Annotated in this window: 14 protein-coding genes and 1 pseudogene; 11 read left to right on the top strand and 4 right to left on the bottom strand. The window is 69.7% G+C overall.

Features of this window, described 5'->3' with window-relative positions:
* Positions 1–226: 226 nt before the first annotated feature.
* The 5 genes and pseudogenes from ACH49X_RS02340 (at position 227) to ACH49X_RS02320 (ending at position 5206) form a co-directional block, all read left to right on the top strand.
* Positions 227–1180 carry a LacI family DNA-binding transcriptional regulator gene (locus tag ACH49X_RS02340; protein ID WP_323123975.1) on the top strand — a complete coding sequence of 318 codons (954 nt, stop codon included), beginning with the start codon at positions 227–229 and terminating at the stop codon, positions 1178–1180.
* 19 nt (positions 1181–1199) lie between these two features.
* Positions 1200–1454: pseudogene (locus ACH49X_RS02335) on the top strand (acetyl-CoA C-acyltransferase); the annotation flags it as partial.
* 622 nt (positions 1455–2076) lie between these two features.
* Positions 2077–2643 carry a peptide deformylase gene (gene def, locus ACH49X_RS02330; RefSeq protein WP_195080240.1) on the top strand — a complete coding sequence of 189 codons (567 nt, stop codon included), beginning with the start codon at positions 2077–2079 and terminating at the stop codon, positions 2641–2643.
* Positions 2643–3566 carry a methionyl-tRNA formyltransferase gene (gene fmt / locus ACH49X_RS02325; protein WP_195080239.1) on the top strand — a complete coding sequence of 308 codons (924 nt, stop codon included), beginning with the start codon at positions 2643–2645 and terminating at the stop codon, positions 3564–3566. The genes def and fmt overlap by 1 nt, the downstream gene beginning before the upstream one ends.
* Complete coding sequence (locus ACH49X_RS02320; RefSeq protein ID WP_195080238.1) at positions 3563–5206, top strand: RsmB/NOP family class I SAM-dependent RNA methyltransferase; 1644 nt, start codon at positions 3563–3565, stop codon at positions 5204–5206. The genes fmt and ACH49X_RS02320 overlap by 4 nt, the downstream gene beginning before the upstream one ends.
* A 188-nt stretch (positions 5207–5394) precedes the next feature.
* Here ACH49X_RS02320 and ACH49X_RS02315 read toward each other — a convergent pair whose 3' ends face one another.
* Positions 5395–6261 carry an RNA polymerase sigma factor SigF gene (locus tag ACH49X_RS02315; protein ID WP_195080237.1) on the bottom strand — a complete coding sequence of 289 codons (867 nt, stop codon included), beginning with the start codon at positions 6259–6261 and terminating at the stop codon, positions 5395–5397.
* The gene (locus ACH49X_RS02310; RefSeq protein WP_195080236.1) at positions 6261–6683 is read right to left on the bottom strand and encodes an anti-sigma regulatory factor; all 423 of its coding nucleotides are present in this window, start codon (positions 6681–6683) and stop codon (positions 6261–6263) included. The genes ACH49X_RS02315 and ACH49X_RS02310 overlap by 1 nt, the downstream gene beginning before the upstream one ends.
* Before the next feature lie 96 nt (positions 6684–6779).
* Here ACH49X_RS02310 and rpe point away from each other — a divergent pair, with 96 nt between their 5' ends.
* Positions 6780–7436 (top strand): ribulose-phosphate 3-epimerase, encoded by a 657-nt coding sequence (rpe, locus tag ACH49X_RS02305; protein ID WP_195080318.1) that lies wholly within the window; start codon positions 6780–6782, stop codon positions 7434–7436.
* Positions 7437–7442: 6 nt separating this feature from the next.
* On the opposite strand, the gene ACH49X_RS02300 is transcribed toward rpe, so the two are convergent.
* The gene (locus ACH49X_RS02300; RefSeq protein WP_195080235.1) at positions 7443–7913 is read right to left on the bottom strand and encodes a hypothetical protein; all 471 of its coding nucleotides are present in this window, start codon (positions 7911–7913) and stop codon (positions 7443–7445) included.
* Between the two features lie 562 nt (positions 7914–8475).
* Between ACH49X_RS02300 and ACH49X_RS02295 the strand changes: the two genes are divergently transcribed.
* The 5 genes from ACH49X_RS02295 (at position 8476) to ACH49X_RS02275 (ending at position 12680) form a co-directional block, all read left to right on the top strand.
* Complete coding sequence (locus tag ACH49X_RS02295; RefSeq protein WP_195080234.1) at positions 8476–9099, top strand: riboflavin synthase; 624 nt, start codon at positions 8476–8478, stop codon at positions 9097–9099.
* 739 nt (positions 9100–9838) lie between these two features.
* Positions 9839–11083, top strand: a complete 1245-nt coding sequence (locus ACH49X_RS02290) for a bifunctional 3,4-dihydroxy-2-butanone-4-phosphate synthase/GTP cyclohydrolase II (RefSeq protein WP_039798874.1) — start codon at positions 9839–9841, stop codon at positions 11081–11083.
* A 31-nt stretch (positions 11084–11114) separates the two neighbouring features.
* Positions 11115–11594, top strand: a complete 480-nt coding sequence (gene ribH / locus ACH49X_RS02285) for a 6,7-dimethyl-8-ribityllumazine synthase (protein ID WP_039798873.1) — start codon at positions 11115–11117, stop codon at positions 11592–11594.
* Between the two features lie 2 nt (positions 11595–11596).
* Positions 11597–12088 (top strand): PH domain-containing protein, encoded by a 492-nt coding sequence (locus tag ACH49X_RS02280; protein ID WP_195080233.1) that lies wholly within the window; start codon positions 11597–11599, stop codon positions 12086–12088.
* Between the two features lie 52 nt (positions 12089–12140).
* Positions 12141–12680, top strand: a complete 540-nt coding sequence (locus ACH49X_RS02275; protein WP_195080232.1) for a GNAT family N-acetyltransferase — start codon at positions 12141–12143, stop codon at positions 12678–12680.
* 80 nt (positions 12681–12760) lie between these two features.
* Here ACH49X_RS02275 and ACH49X_RS02270 read toward each other — a convergent pair whose 3' ends face one another.
* Positions 12761–14653: a gamma-glutamyltransferase family protein gene (locus tag ACH49X_RS02270; RefSeq protein WP_357207274.1), complete on the bottom strand. Its 1893-nt coding sequence runs from the start codon at positions 14651–14653 to the stop codon at positions 12761–12763.
* Positions 14654–14780 lie beyond the last annotated feature (127 nt).

Genomic DNA, 14780 nt, shown 5'->3' with positions numbered 1-14780 from the left:
CGCCGGCCGTGGACGTACGACAGCGGGAAACTCGTCTCGCAGGGGCAATGGCGCCGGCTACCTGGGCGATCCGCTCGCTGCGGTGCTGTGGCCGGCTAGGACCGCAGGGCGAGTGAGCATGGCGGGATGCAAGTCGTGGCACGTGCTAGTTTGACGGCAGGACCGAGACGTGCGGTGGCGATCACTGCGGGAGGTGGGTGGCGCGATGCGGGGGACAGGACAGCGGGTGACGGCTGCCGACGTGGCCAGATCTCTCGGCCTTTCGCGTGCCACCGTCGGATTCGTGCTGAACAACACGCCTGGTCAGACGATTCCGGACAAGACAAGGCAACGAGTGCTCGCGGAGGCCGAGCGGCTCGGATACCGTCCCAATCCTGCCGCGCAGGCTCTGCGCCGCGGCAGTACCCGCCTGGTGATGATGCTGCTTCCGGCATGGCCGATGGAGGCCGGCTGGGCGGAATTCCTCGATGACGTGTCCTTCCGCCTCGATCAGGCGGGTTATACCTTGGTCACCTATACGCGTCGCATCGATGACCGGGCGAAGCCGCTTTGGGAGACGCTGCGGCCTGAAGTCATCCTCGGCCTGGACGACCTCAGCGATGCCGACACCCTGTCGGCGAAGGCCAGTGGAGCGAAGATCGTTCTCACGCAGTCGGTCTCCGATTCGCCCCTCGTAGCGCCAGGCGCCGAACAACAAGTACGGCATTTGCATTCGCGCGGTCACCGCAGGCTCGCCTACGCGATGCCGGACGACCCCCGACTGGCCGACCTGGCAGCCCTTCGTCGAGATATGGCGCAGCGGACAGCGTCAGCCTTGGGGCTGGAGTCTTTGGATGTGCGCTCGGCGGGGCTCGATGACGGAACCGCGGCCGAGGCGGTACGGCACTGGCGGGATGCCGGCGTCACCGGGGTGGTCGCCTACAACGATCTAACCGCGGCTCTGGTCGTCGGTGCCGCGTTGCGCGCCGAAATCGGGGTGCCGGCGCCGCTGGCTGTGATCGGTCACGACGATTCCGACTTCGGGCGGGCGTTCGTTCCAGCGCTGTCGACGGTGCGGATGGGGATAGGGGCACTCGCTCGGTATGTAGCCGACCTCGCGCTCTACGGGGTGGGCCACCTCGAGAAGCCTCCGAGCCCGGTCACCCCTGACTTCGACGTCGTACGCCGCGAGTCGACCTGAGTTACGAGGTATCGCATCGGCTTCGCAAGCGGCGCTGGCGCTGGCGGGCAAGACCATCGACGACATCGACCTGGTCGAGATCAACGAAGCGTTCGCGGTGCAGGTACTCGGCTCGGCGCGGGAGCTGAAGATCGATGAGGACAAGCTGAACGTTTCCGGCGGCGCGATCGCCCTGGGCCACCCGTTCGGCATGACCGGCGCCCGCATCACCACCACGCTGATCGACAACCTGCAGACCCACGACAAGCAGTTCGGTCTGGAGACCATGTGCGTGTCGATCGATTGTCGTGGCCGCGAGCGACGGACTCCCGGCAATGACTGTCCCACTGAGCGGAAGCGGCCGGTCCGGCTGGCGGCGGCCTGGCCAGCGTTGCATGAGCCGGTCCTTGGAAGGGCCGATGGCAAGGCAAGTTCGGAAATCGAATCCCACACACGGTCCTGGAAGTCGGTTCCGGCGACGACGGATCTTCCACGAGTCGCGCGTTCTACCACTGGGCAGCGCTCGGGGACAACGAAAGGCGAAGCGATGTCCCGCTGTCGCCGCGGCAGGTCGCCGACTCCTTTTGGAAGTTCGCGTGAGGACGTGCACGCGACTAGCACGAAATAGTATCGGTGGACGAGCGGCTCCCGGGCAGTGGGGGCCTTCGTCCGCCCGCCGCGGTGGCTTTCCAATCCTCACGTCGCGGCGGGCCGCCCGGGTGACGCGTCATCGGCAACCCGCGCTCGATTTCATTGTGATGCCGCTGACCAGGGCTTTTCCGGGCGGCCGGGCGGAGGGATCGACACCCCGCCCGGACCGCATAGGAGTTGTATCAGCTTCCGGCTGGCGAATCGGGGATTTCCGGTCGTCTCACTAGAATGGGGCGACCGTATTCGTCCGCTTCCGGGAGTCAGTCGTGACCATCCAGCCCGTTCGCCTGTTCGGCGACCCCATTCTGCGTGCCCGCGCCGCGGAGGTCACCGCGTTCGACCGTGATCTGCGGCAGCTGGTGACCGATCTGACCGAGACGATGCACGACGACGGCGGTGTCGGGATGGCCGCGCCGCAGATCGGGGTCGGGCTGCGCGTTTTCGTCTACGACACGGGTGAGGCGGCGGGGCACCTGGTCAACCCGCAGTGGGAGGTCCTCGGCGACGAGGAGCAGGTCGGGCCGGAGGGCTGCCTGTCGATTCCCGGTGTGCGCTACGACACGCGGCGCGCTCTGCGGGTGCGGGCCTCCGGTGTGGACGTCGACGGGGCGCCGGTCGCCTTCGAGGCCGAAGGGTTGCTGGCGCGGTGCGTGCAACACGAGACCGATCATCTCGACGGGGTGCTGTTCATCGACCGTCTCGACCCGGCCCAGCGCAAGGAGGCGATGCGGGTGATCCGCGAATCGGATTGGTTCGGGGCGGGAGTGACGGTGCGTCCGTCCCGCTCCATGAGCGGCGCGGGCCGGCCCAACCCGTTCGGAGCGGGCCGCTGATGCGCGTCGTTTTCGCGGGAACCCCGGAACCGGCGGTTCCGTCGCTGCGGCGGCTGCTGGAATCGGCTCGGCACGAGGTGATTGCCGTGGTGACGCGGCCGGACGCGGTCGCGGGGCGCGGCCGGAAGGTGACCAGGTCGCCGGTCGGCCGGTTGGCCGACGAACACGGCATCCCGGTCCTCACCCCGCGGCGGCCCTCGGAGCCGGAATTCGTCACGCGGCTGGCCGAATTGGCGCCGGACTGCTGTCCCGTCGTCGCCTACGGCGCGCTGCTTCCCCAGCAGGTGCTCGACATCCCGCGCTTCGGTTGGATCAACCTGCATTTCTCGCTGTTGCCCGCCTGGCGCGGCGCGGCGCCGGTGCAGGCGGCCATCGATGCCGGTGACGAGATCACCGGCGCCTCCACCTTCCGGATCGAGGCCGGGCTGGACACCGGTCCGGTCTTCGGCATGGTGACCGAGAAGATCGCCGTCACCGACACGGCGGGCAGCCTCCTGCAGCGGTTGGCCGACAGCGGCTCCCGGCTGCTGGAAGCGACCCTCGACGGGGTGGAGGACGGCACCTTGCAGGCGATTCCGCAGTCCACCGACGGCGTCTCGTACGCGCCCAAGGTCGGTGTCGAAGCCGGGCATGTGCGCTGGGATCAGCCCGCGCTGGCCATCAGCAGGCGCATCCGCGCGGTCACCCCCGCGCCCGGGGCGTGGACCGAGGTCGGCGGCACGCGGCTGAAGCTGGGGCCGGTCGAGTTGGTCGAAGAGGAGTTGCCGGAGCGGGTGATCGAGGTCCGCAAGTCCGGTGTGTTCGTCGGCACCGCGACCACCGCGGTGCGGCTCGATCAGGTTCAGCCGCAGGGTAAGCGGGTGATGGCCGCGCTCGACTGGGCGCGCGGCGCCCGCCTGCAGCCCGGCGCGGTGGTCGAATGACCCGCGGCGATCGGTCCGGCGACGGCAACGCGCGCGACCGGCGGCACGACGAACGCCATAGTTCCGGCGAGGCGGGCCGGGCGCGTGCGCAGGGCGGCAAGCAGCAGGATCGCGACGGTGCGGGCCGGTCACAGGCGGCAGGCAGGCGTTCCGGCGGCGGACGCGCCGAGCCGGGCGGCCGCGATCGTGACGAACGGCGCGGTTCCACCGGCCGACGCCCCGCGGCGGGTCGATCGGACCGTTCCACCGGCGGTCGAACCGGGCCGCGCCAAGGGGCCAAGGCCGCCGGACGACCGCACCGTGGCGAATCCGCCGATCCGCCGCGAACGGTCGCCAGGGATGTGCTGCGGGCGGTCCGGGAGCGCGACGCCTACGCCAACCTCGTTCTGCCCGCCCTGCTGCGCGAACGGGGATTGTCGGGTCGAGACGCCGCACTGGCCACCGAACTCGCCTACGGCGCGTGCCGGTCGCTGGGACTGCTGGACGCGGTGATCGCCGAAGGCGCGGGCCGGCCGATCGAGGAGATCGACGGACCTCTGCTGGACGTGCTGCGGCTGGGCGTCTACCAGTTGTTGCGCACTCGCATCGGCGCGCACGCCGCCGTGGACACCTCCGTCGCGCTGACGCGCGCCGAATTCGGCGCGGGCAAGGCGGGTTTCGTCAATGCCGTGCTCCGGCGCGCGGGGGAGAAGACCCCCGAGCAGTGGGTCGACGCGCTCGCGCCCGCCGATCCCGTCGGCCGGTTGGCGTTCGAATACGCCCATCCGGTCTGGATCGCGCAAGCCTTCGCCGACGCGCTCGGCGAGCGAGCGACGGAACTGCGCGATGTGCTCGCCGCCGACGACGCCCGCCCGCTGGTGCACTTGGTGGCCCGCCCCGGCGACATCACCGCGGAGGAACTCGCGCTGGTGACCGGCGGTGAGGAAGGCCGCTGGTCGCCGTACGCGGTCTACTTGGAGGGCGGCGATCCGGGCAAGCTGGAGCCGGTCCGTGAGGGCATGGCGGCGGTGCAGGACGAAGGCAGCCAGTTGGTGGCGCTGGCGCTGCTCAACGCCGCGCTCGACGGCCCGGACACCGGTCGCTGGCTCGATCTGTGCGCCGGACCGGGCGGCAAGGCCGCGCTGCTCGGCGCGATCGCCGCGATCGACGGGTTCCGGGTGGACGCCGTCGAGCCGGCCGCCCACCGCGCGGAACTGGTGCGCAAGGCCGTGCACGACCTGCCGGTGGACGTCCATGTCGCCGACGGCCGCGCCAGCGGGCTGACCCCCGGCTACGACCGCATCCTCGTCGACGCCCCGTGCACGGGCCTCGGGGCGCTGCGCCGCAGACCCGAGGCGCGTTGGCGGCGCACTCCGGCGGACGTCCGCGAACTCGTGGTGCTGCAGCGCGAATTGCTCGCCGCCGCATGGGAACTGGTGCGCCCGGGCGGAGTGGTGCTGTATTCGACGTGCTCGCCGCACCTGCCCGAGACGGTGTCCGTCGTCGCCGACGCCGTGCGCCGCCTCGGCGCCGAGCAACTCGACACCCGGGAACTGCTGCCCGGCGTCACCGACATCGGGGACGGACCGGGGGCACAGCTGTGGCCGCACCGGCACGGTACCGACGCCATGTTCCTCGCCGCGTTGCGTAAACCGCGCTGAGCGGTTCGCGATGTTCCTTGCGTCCGAGTCGTGCGCCTGCCTTCGACGCACACTCGGACGCATGACGATGACCTGGCAGGAAGTGGTCGCGATGCCGAGCGCCCTACCGGAAGTGGCCGGTCCACGTGGACGCGTGGTGGCTCACCGCTCCGGCGAAGGTGCGCGAACGCGCCGCCCGCTCGAAGCGGTTATTCCCGGCTGGATTGCTCCCGCAAGCGGGCAAGGGTTTTGGCGAGGATGCGCGAGACGTGCATCTGGGAGATCCCCATCTGCTGGGCGATCTGGGTCTGGGTCATCGATTCGAAGAACCGCATGGTGAGGATGCGCCGCTCCCGCTCCGGCAACCCCGCCAGCAGCGGACGGATCGCGACGTATTCCTCGACCCGATCGAACTGGGACTCCTCCTCGCCGAGGGTATCCAGGAGCGAGGCGTCGGTGTCGCGGCCGAGCGTGGCCGCGTCGATCGAACTCGGCTGGTAGGCGTTGCCCGCGATGACCGCCTGGGTCACCTCGTCGGGGTCGACGTCCAGCTCCGCGGCGATCTCCTTCGCCGTCGGCGAGCGGCCGAGCGTCTGGGAGAGACTGTCGATCGCCGCGCCGATGCGTAGGTGCGTCTCCTTGACCCGCCGCGGCACCCGCATCGCCCAGGTGTTGTCGCGGAAATAGCGCCGGACCTCGCCCATGATGGTCGGCACCGCGAAAGACAGGAAGTTGGAGCCGCGCCCGACGTCGAAACGATCCACCGCGTGCACCAACCCGACCCGCGCGACCTGGGTGAGGTCGTCGAAGGGTTCCCCGCGCCCGCTGAACTTGCGGGCGATGTGGTCGGCGAGCGGAATGCAGCGGCTGATCAGTTCCGCGCGCAGCGCGCTGTGCCGCGCTGTGCCCGCCTCACTGGTCGCGAGCTGCTCGAAGAGCAATCCGACGTCGTCGTACCCGGGAACCGTGCCCGCGGCTTCCAGGGTCTCCGTGGCATCCAGGGCGTCGTCCTCGGTGGTCAGCGTGTCGGCGTCGTCGTCGCGCTGGGAGTCGTACACGGTGTCTTCGTCCGCCACTACGCCTTCCCCCGGACCCGACGGAACTCGACCGTCGTCGGATATCCGGAGACCGTCGGGTCGAACGAATCCTGGGTTGCCTCCACCGCGTCGGTGAGGGTGCGTAGCACATGCCAGCCGAAGCTGCGCTGGTCGGGCAGGCCCGGCTTCTCCGCCAGCCCGTCGACCCGGACCAGCAACTCGGTGTCGCCGACGGTGAAACGGCAGTTCAGGCTGGTATCCGGGGCCGCGACCGCGATCAGGGTCGAGCAGACCTCGTCGACGGCGAGCCGGATGTCGGCCACCTCGTCCAGCGTGAAATCGCTGAGTAGGACGAGAGTTTCGGCGAGCCCACGCACGATGGGCAGTTGTGTCACCGACGCCGCCACCCGAATCTCCACCGGGGTGCTGTAGAGCCCCTGTTCCGCCGAAATATTGATCACCCTATGCAGGCTACCCACTCCCGCGCTGGACAACCCTGGGTACCGTTAGACTCCGGCGTTGTGTCCAACCCGATTCACCCGCGTCCGGCCGCTCCGATGATCGCTCCCTCCATCCTGTCCGCGGACTTCGCGCATCTCGCGGACGAAGCGCAGGCCGTCGCAGGCGCCGACTGGCTGCACGTGGACGTGATGGACGCGCACTTCGTGCCGAATCTCACGCTCGGCCTCCCGGTGGTGGAGAGCCTGCTGAAGGCCACCGAGATCCCCTTGGACTGCCACCTGATGATCGAGAATCCGGGCCGCTGGGCGCCGCCGTACGCCGAGGCGGGCGCGCACAACGTGACCTTCCACGCGGAGGCGACCGACGATCCGATCGCGGTGGCTCGCGACATCCGTGCCGCGGGCGCCAAGGCGGGGCTCTCGGTGAAGCCGGGCACGCCGATCGAGCCGTACCTGGAGATCCTGCGCGAATTCGACACGCTGCTGGTGATGAGCGTCGAACCCGGCTTCGGCGGTCAGTCCTTCATCCCCGAGGTGCTGCAGAAGGCGCGCATCGTGCGGAACCTCGTCGATGCCGGTGAGCTGCGGCTGCTGGTCGAGATCGACGGCGGCATCAACGCCGACACCATCGAGGCGGCCGCGGAAGCGGGTGTGGACTGCTTCGTCGCCGGGTCCGCGGTCTACAGCACCGCGGACCCTGGGGCCACCGTGCAGAAGCTGCGCGATCAGGCGGCCTCGGCGTGGGCTCGCTGAACGGAGCTAGCCGGTCCGCGTCCGGCGCGCGGCGACCGCGCGGATCGTCTCGATCACCGCGTTGATCGGCGGGCGGCGGGCCCCGGCCTCCGGTGACCGGATCCACACCCGATACCCGGTGCGCTCGTCGTCCGGTGAGGGCAGCACCACCTGGCTGCCCGTGCAGGCCACGGCAGCGTAGAGGCGGAACAATTCGGCCGAGACCGCCGGGCTGACGTCGTCGCGTCCGGCGGGGCCGGTGAGAAAGGTCCAGTGCTTGGCACGCGGATGGTCGACGACGGGCCCGGCGATTCCGTCCTGGAGGAGTTGCCGCAGCACTTGCTCGCCGAGTTCGGCGGGCATGGTGACCGCGCCGTAGTCGACGCCGATCTGCAGGAGAATGCGGTGCGAACCGGGATCCATCGATGCGGGCAGCTGGAATTCGCGCCGATACCGTGAGCAGCGAATTTCCGGCGTCGAATCGAGAAATGTGGTCACACCGCGCCCCCGGCTGTGCTCGACCTGCTTTCTTCCACTGTGTTCTCCGGTTTTCTCGAGGAGTGAACATCGTGTGGCAGGCTTCCCCGTTCGTCCGGCATGTTCCCTGGTAGAACGTCTCATCGGACTGCGTTGCCGGGAAAGTTGAACGCGAGAAGTCGGCCGCGTAACGATATCGCTTCCTGCGCCGTCCGAGCGCGGATTCTGCGTTATAACCGTGTTTCGTTCGGGTATCGGGTACGAATCGGCAATCACACCCCGAGGGGTTAATCAATTCACGTGGTATGCCTAATGGCTTCCAAGGGAAATCGATACCCGGCGAGCCCGTCGATCGCGGCGCGTGTGGACAGCTTTTGTTCCATTTTCGATGGGACCGGCCGGTTCCGCCTGTCTCGGCCCGCCCCGCGGTCGGTTCCCGCGTAGGGTGCGTCCCTCGCCGAGCCCGGAACGCGGCTGTCTACGGCCACGCCGCGTCACTAGGCTGGGGAGGCGCGGGAATAGCGGCCGGGTCTCGCGCTGTTTGCGCAACCGGAAGACAACGACGCGACAGGAGTCACAGCACATGTTCACAGGCATCGTCGAGGAACTCGGCGAGATCGTCGCCAGCGAGCAGCTGACCGACGCCGCGCGGCTGACGATCAAGGGCGAGTTGGTGACCTCCGATGCCGGGCATGGTGATTCGATCGCCGTGAACGGCGTGTGCCTGACCGTCGTCGAGGTGGTCGGCGGCGACTCCTTCACCGTCGATGTCATGGCGGAGACCCTCAACCGCTCCAGCATCGGCAAGCTGGACGTCGGCGCCAAGGTGAATCTCGAGCGCGCCGCCGCACTGAACAGCAGGCTCGGCGGCCACCTGGTCCAAGGTCACGTCGACGGCACCGGCACCGTGCTCTCGCGTACGCCGTCGGACAACTGGGACGTGGTACGGATCTCGCTGCCCGAGAACATCGCCCGCTACGTCGTGGAGAAGGGTTCGATCACGGTGGACGGCATCTCGCTCACCGTCTCCGGCCTCGGCGTCTCCGACGAGCCGGCCGAGACCGGCAGCAGGGACTGGTTCGAGGTCTCCCTCATCCCCACCACCCTCTCGCTGACCAACCTCGGCTTCGCCACGGTCGGCACCACCGTCAACCTGGAAGTCGACGTCATCGCCAAGTACGTCGAACGCCTCCAGCAGCGCGGCTGACCGTGGCCGCCCGCTTGTTCCCGCCCACGCGGGACGAGGGGTGTGCGTCGGCGTTCACCGGACCTCCGCGCGGGGTAGGCCTATGTTGTGCGATAGGCATGCGCGGGCCGCAGCGGGCAACCCGCCTCCCCCGTCGCGCCGCTCAGCATAGGCGATCACTCCGCCGCGCCGCGTCGCCCTGCGGCGAACGCGGGGGGCCGGTGATCATTGCTCAGCGCCGTCAGTTCGGTAGCACTGCGCAACCGCGGGCCGTGCCAGCCCCGCGGGCACTTCACTCGGGTGCGGCGGCCCCGATCTCGCGCGCCTGGATCCGCACTCCGTCTTTCGGGCGAAGCGAGACGAAACCCGTGTCGCCCGTCGACCGGGGCGTGCCCGAGATGCCGGCATGCGCGGCATAGCGGGCGCGGGGTCGCCGACCGACAGCCCGTCAGGAAGTGGCCGACATGCGGATGCGCTGCTGCTGACCTTGCGCAACCAGATGAACCTCACCCCGTCTTTCGAGCGCAGCGAGACCGAGCATCCGCCGTTCGCGGCCCGGCTCGCGTCCGAGTGGCCGCCGCGTCCGCGACGAAGTCGCCAGCGGCGGCCGCTCGGACGCGAGCCACAAGAGGGCCGCGAACACCCAGCGCCGCAGGCGCTGGCAAGACCAACACAGCCGCGAACACGCAGCGCCGCAGGCGCTGCAAATTCAACCCAGTACTGTGGTGAGGCACCTATTTCGAGATGGAGCACAGCAGACGTGACCAGGTTCGACAGCATCGAGCGCGCAGTCGCCGACATCGCCGCCGGTAAGGCGGTCGTCGTCGTCGACGACGAGGACCGCGAGAACGAGGGCGACCTCATCTTCGCGGCGGAGAAGGCCACCCCGGAACTGGTCGCCTTCATGATCCGCTACACCTCCGGTTACATCTGTGTGCCGCTCACCGGCGACGACTGCGATCGGCTCGGCCTGCCGCCGATGTACGCGATGAACCAGGACAAGCACGGCACCGCCTACACCGTCTCGGTGGACGCGCGCGAGGGCGTCACGACCGGCATCTCCGGCGCCGACCGCGCCACGACGATGCGGCTGCTGGCCGACGCCGACGCGAAGGCCGACGACTTCACCCGGCCCGGTCACGTGGTGCCGTTGCGCGCCAAGGACGGTGGCGTGCTGCGCAGGCCCGGTCACACCGAGGCCGCCGTGGATCTGGCGCGTATGGCTGGTTTGCGCCCGGCGGGCGTGATCTGCGAGATCGTCAGCCAGAAGGACGAGGGCCACATGGCCCGCACCGAGGAGTTGCGCGTCTTCGCCGACGAGCACGAGCTCGCGCTGATCTCGATCGCGGACATGATCGCGTGGCGGCGCAGGCACGAGAAGCATGTGGTGCGGGTGGCCGAGGCGCGCATCCCCACCGCGCACGGCGAGTTCATGGCCGTCGGCTATCAGAGCATCTACGACGAGGTCGAGCACGTCGCGCTGGTGCGCGGCGACATCAGCGACGGTGACGACATCCTGGTCCGCGTGCACTCGGAGTGCCTGACCGGTGACGTGTTCGGGTCGTTGCGCTGCGACTGCGGTCCGCAGCTGGATGCCGCGCTGGAGATGGTCGCGGCCGAGGGGCGCGGCGTGGTGCTGTACATGCGCGGTCACGAAGGCCGCGGGATCGGCCTGATGCACAAGTTGCAGGCCTACCAGCTGCAGGACTCCGGCCACGACACGGTGGACGCGAATCTGGAGCTCGGCCTGCCCGCCGATGCCCGCGATTACGGCACCGGCGCGCAGATCCTGGTGGACCTGGGCATCCGGTCGATGCGGTTGCTCACCAACAACCCGGCCAAGCGGGTCGGCCTGGACGGCTACGGCCTGCGGATCACCGAGCGTGTGCCGATGCCGCTGCGCGCGAACGCGGAGAACCTGCGCTACCTGCGCACCAAGCGCGACCGCATGGGCCATGACCTGATCGGACTCGACGAGCTCGACCTCGGCGAGACCGCGCACTGAACTGCGAACCGACTCCGAAAGGCGGACATCGATGAGCGGTACCGGGGTACCGACTTTCGCGCTGGCGGATGCCAAGGACCTCTCCTTGGGCATCGTCGCCTCGCGCTGGCACACCCAGATCTGCGACACCTTGCTGGCGAACGCCGAGCGGGTGGCCAAGGACGCGGGCGTCCAGCAGATCACGGTGGTGCGCTGCGCGGGCGCGATGGAGCTGCCGGTGGTGGCCCAGGAGCTGGCCAAGTCGCACGACGCGGTGGTGGCCCTCGGTGTGGTGATCCGGGGTGACACGCCGCATTTCGAGTACGTCTGCGACGCGGTGACCGCGGGGCTCACCCGGGTTTCGCTGGATGAGGGCACGCCGGTCGCGAACGGGGTGCTCACCACCAACAACGAGCGGCAGGCGCTGGACCGGGCCGGGCTGCCGGACTCCCATGAGAACAAGGGCGAGCAGGCGGCCGCCGCGGCGCTGGACGCCGCGCTGACGCTGCGCGCCCTGCGACAGTCCGCGTAGCGATGCCGGTCGTCCGTATCTTCCGGAGGAACGCGGTCGCGGCCGACGACGCGTCCGAGTGGGACTTCGAGGTGCGGCCCCGGCGCGCGGTGCGGACGGCGTGGATCGCGGCGGTGCTGGTGGCGGCCGCGTTCACGGTGGGCGGTATCTGGCTGCGCAGCGGGTCCACCGGCGTGAACTTCCGGGTGGCCGATCAGATCGCGATGATCGGGATCGGCGTGCTCGGCGCCGCGGCGGTGCTGTTGCTGACCAGGCCGCGCTTGCGCGTCGGTCCGCGGGGCGTGTCGGTGCGAAACATCCTGGGCGACAACGAGTTCCCTTGGGACTACATCCGAGGCGTTTCCTTCCCTGATCGGAAGTCCTGGGCGCGCTTGGAGTTGGTCGACGACGACTACGTCCCGCTGCTGGCGATCCGCTCGAACGACAAGGAGCACGCGGCGCGGGCGATGGCTCGGCTGCGCGAACTCGGCGCGAAGTATTCCGGGAGGAAGTGAGCGGGCGCTGCCCGGTTCGCGCGGGTCCGCGTGGTCGTCTAGCCTCGCGGTCATGGAGCCAGGTGCGTCCGTTCTCGCGGCGGCTTTCGCCGACGATCCACTGATGACCTACTTCTGGCCGAGGAAGCCGCGGCGGCGAAAAGCGTTGCCGCTGTTCTGGGAATCGCGTATCGCGTCGCGCCGAAGGAACGGCCTGGTCGATCTCGCGCACGATGCGGAGGGCACCCTCGCGTGTGTGGCGTTGTGGGAACCGGCGCACGTGGTGTCACCGACGGCGAAGCCGTTGACCTTGCTGCGGGCACTGGGGCCGGGCACGGCTCGGGCGCTGGCCGCGGGGCGGCGAATGGAGCACGCACGGCCGCGGACGCCGCATCTGTACCTGGCCGCCATCGGGACGATGCCCGGTGCGCAGGGCCGGGGACTGGCGACAGCGCTGCTCGAACGGCGATTGGCGGCGGCCGAGCAGGACTGCTTCCTGATCTCGAACACCCGCGGCACGGTGCCGTTCTACGCGCGATTCGGGTTCGAGCCGCAAGGCGAGCTGCCGATCGGCCGGGGTCCGGTCGTGTATCCGATGGTCCGGAGGAGATAGTCCCGGTGGGCTCGGCGATTGCCCGACGTGCCACCGCCGGGACAGGGCGGGCGCTCACCGGACCGCGCCCGCCCGTTCGATCACCGGGTATCGCCGAGGACCGCGCCCTCTCGCCGTGGATCCGCGCCGCCGATCCAACCGTCGGCGCCGTCGCGTTTCAGGGCGCTGAGGCCGCTGGTCTGTGGCGCCACCGAGACCTGATGGCCGAGCTGACGCAGCCGCAGCACCAGGGGGTCGTGGTCGCCGTTGTCGGTGGCGTCGATCGCGGGGTGTTCGCCGCCGATGCCGGTGGACGGAGTGTTGCCGGCGCCGAAGGCGACCGCGGAGACCGCCTGTTGCGGATCCAGACCCCAGTCGAACATGTTGACCAGCGTCTTCACCACGAACTGGATGATCACCGAACCGCCGGGCGAGCCCGCGACATGCGTGAGCGCGCCGCGCGAGCCGTCGGGCGCCTTCCCGAAGATCAGCGTCGGGCTCATGGAGCTGCGCGGGCGCTTGCCCGGCTGCACCCGGTTGGCCACCGGCACGCCGTCGGCCCCCAGCGGATCGGCGTTGAAGTCGGTGAGCTGATTGTTCAGCACGAAGCCGTCGACCAGGTGGAACGAACCGAACGCCGACTCCACGGTGGTGGTCATCGCCGCGGCGTTGCCGTACTTGTCGACCACCGAGATGTGGCTGGTGCCGTGCTCGGGCGGTTGCGGTCCGACGCCGAGCGGCACGGGGCCGAAGTCACCCGGCTGCGCGGTGCCCATGCTGCGGTTCGGATCGATCAGCCCGGCGCGCTGCCGCAGATAGTCGCGATTGAGCAGGGTTTGCGCCGAATTGCCCGGCAGCGGCACGAAATCCGGATCGGCCACGTACTTGTTGCGATCGGCGTAGGCGAGGCGCTCGGCCTCCGAGATCAGATGCACCGCCTGGGCATCGGGTTTGCCGCCGTTGCGGTCGATGCCGTCGGGCCGCAGGGCGGCCAGGTCGAAGTTCTCCAGGATGCCCAAGGTCGCGGCGACGGTGATGCCGCCCGAGGAGGGGTTCGGCATGCCGCAGAGTTCGTGCTCGCGGTAGCCGGTGCACAGGGCGGTGCGCTTCTTCGCCTGGTAACCGGCCAGATCCTGGGTGGTGATCAGGCCGGGAGTGCGCCCGCCGGAGGACCGCCCCGCGGCCGCGACGATGTCCTGGGCGATGGCGCCGGTGTAGAAGGCCTGCGCGCCCTCGGTGGCGACGGCGCCGAGCGTCTTCGCCATCGCCGGGTTGGCCAGTACGGTGTCGGCGGTCTTCGGGCTGCCGTCGGGGTTGAGGAAATAGGCCTTTGCGTCTTCGTCCGCGGCGAGGTCCTTGGCCGACTCCGCGATCTGCCCCGCGAGGCGGGGGCTGATCCGGAAACCCTGATCGGCCAGTCCGATGGCCGGGTCGAACAGCTCGCGCCACGCGGTCTTGCCGTGATCGCGATGCGCCAGTTCGAGCATCCGCAGCACGCCGGGCACGCCGATGGAGCGGCCGCTGGCCCGGGTGCTCGGCTTGGGTTCGGTGCGATCGGTGTCGCTGATCCAGCGCAGATAGTTCTCGGTGGCGGCGGCAGGGGCCGTCTCCCGGCCGTCGTAGGCGTCCACGGTCTTGGTGTTCGCGTCGTAGTAGACCAGGAACGCGCCGCCGCCGATCCCGGACGCCTGCGGCTCGACCAGACCCAGCACCGTCTGGGCCGCTACCAGCGCGTCGGCCGCGGTGCCGCCGTCGCGCAGGACCTCGCATGCGGCCTTGGTCGACACCGGGTTCGCCGTGGACACCGCGAAAGTGTGCGTGCGCACCGGCGTCATGTTCGAACGATAGCCGGACGCTATTTCCGGGTTGGTGCTGAGATCTTTGGTGCCGCTGCCCGCGGGCCCGGCCGCGGAAGCCGTCACCGGCGTGCCGTTCGGCACCGTCTCGCAGACGCCGCCCGCCTGGTCTTCGCCGGACGAACAGGCGGTGGCCATGCCGACGGTTAGTGCGAACGCCGCCGCCGCGGCGACCCGAGTTCCTCGCTTGCGCCCCATGCCGGGACTCTAACGCCCGCTACCGACGGCCGCGCCGGTTTCCTTCCCACCGGCGAAATCGCCCTGG

Origin of the sequence: Nocardia sp. NPDC019323, from assembly GCF_044389845.1 — a bacterium.
GTDB lineage: Bacteria > Actinomycetota > Actinomycetes > Mycobacteriales > Mycobacteriaceae > Nocardia > Nocardia implantans.
This window is presented reverse-complemented; position numbering and strand designations above follow the sequence as displayed.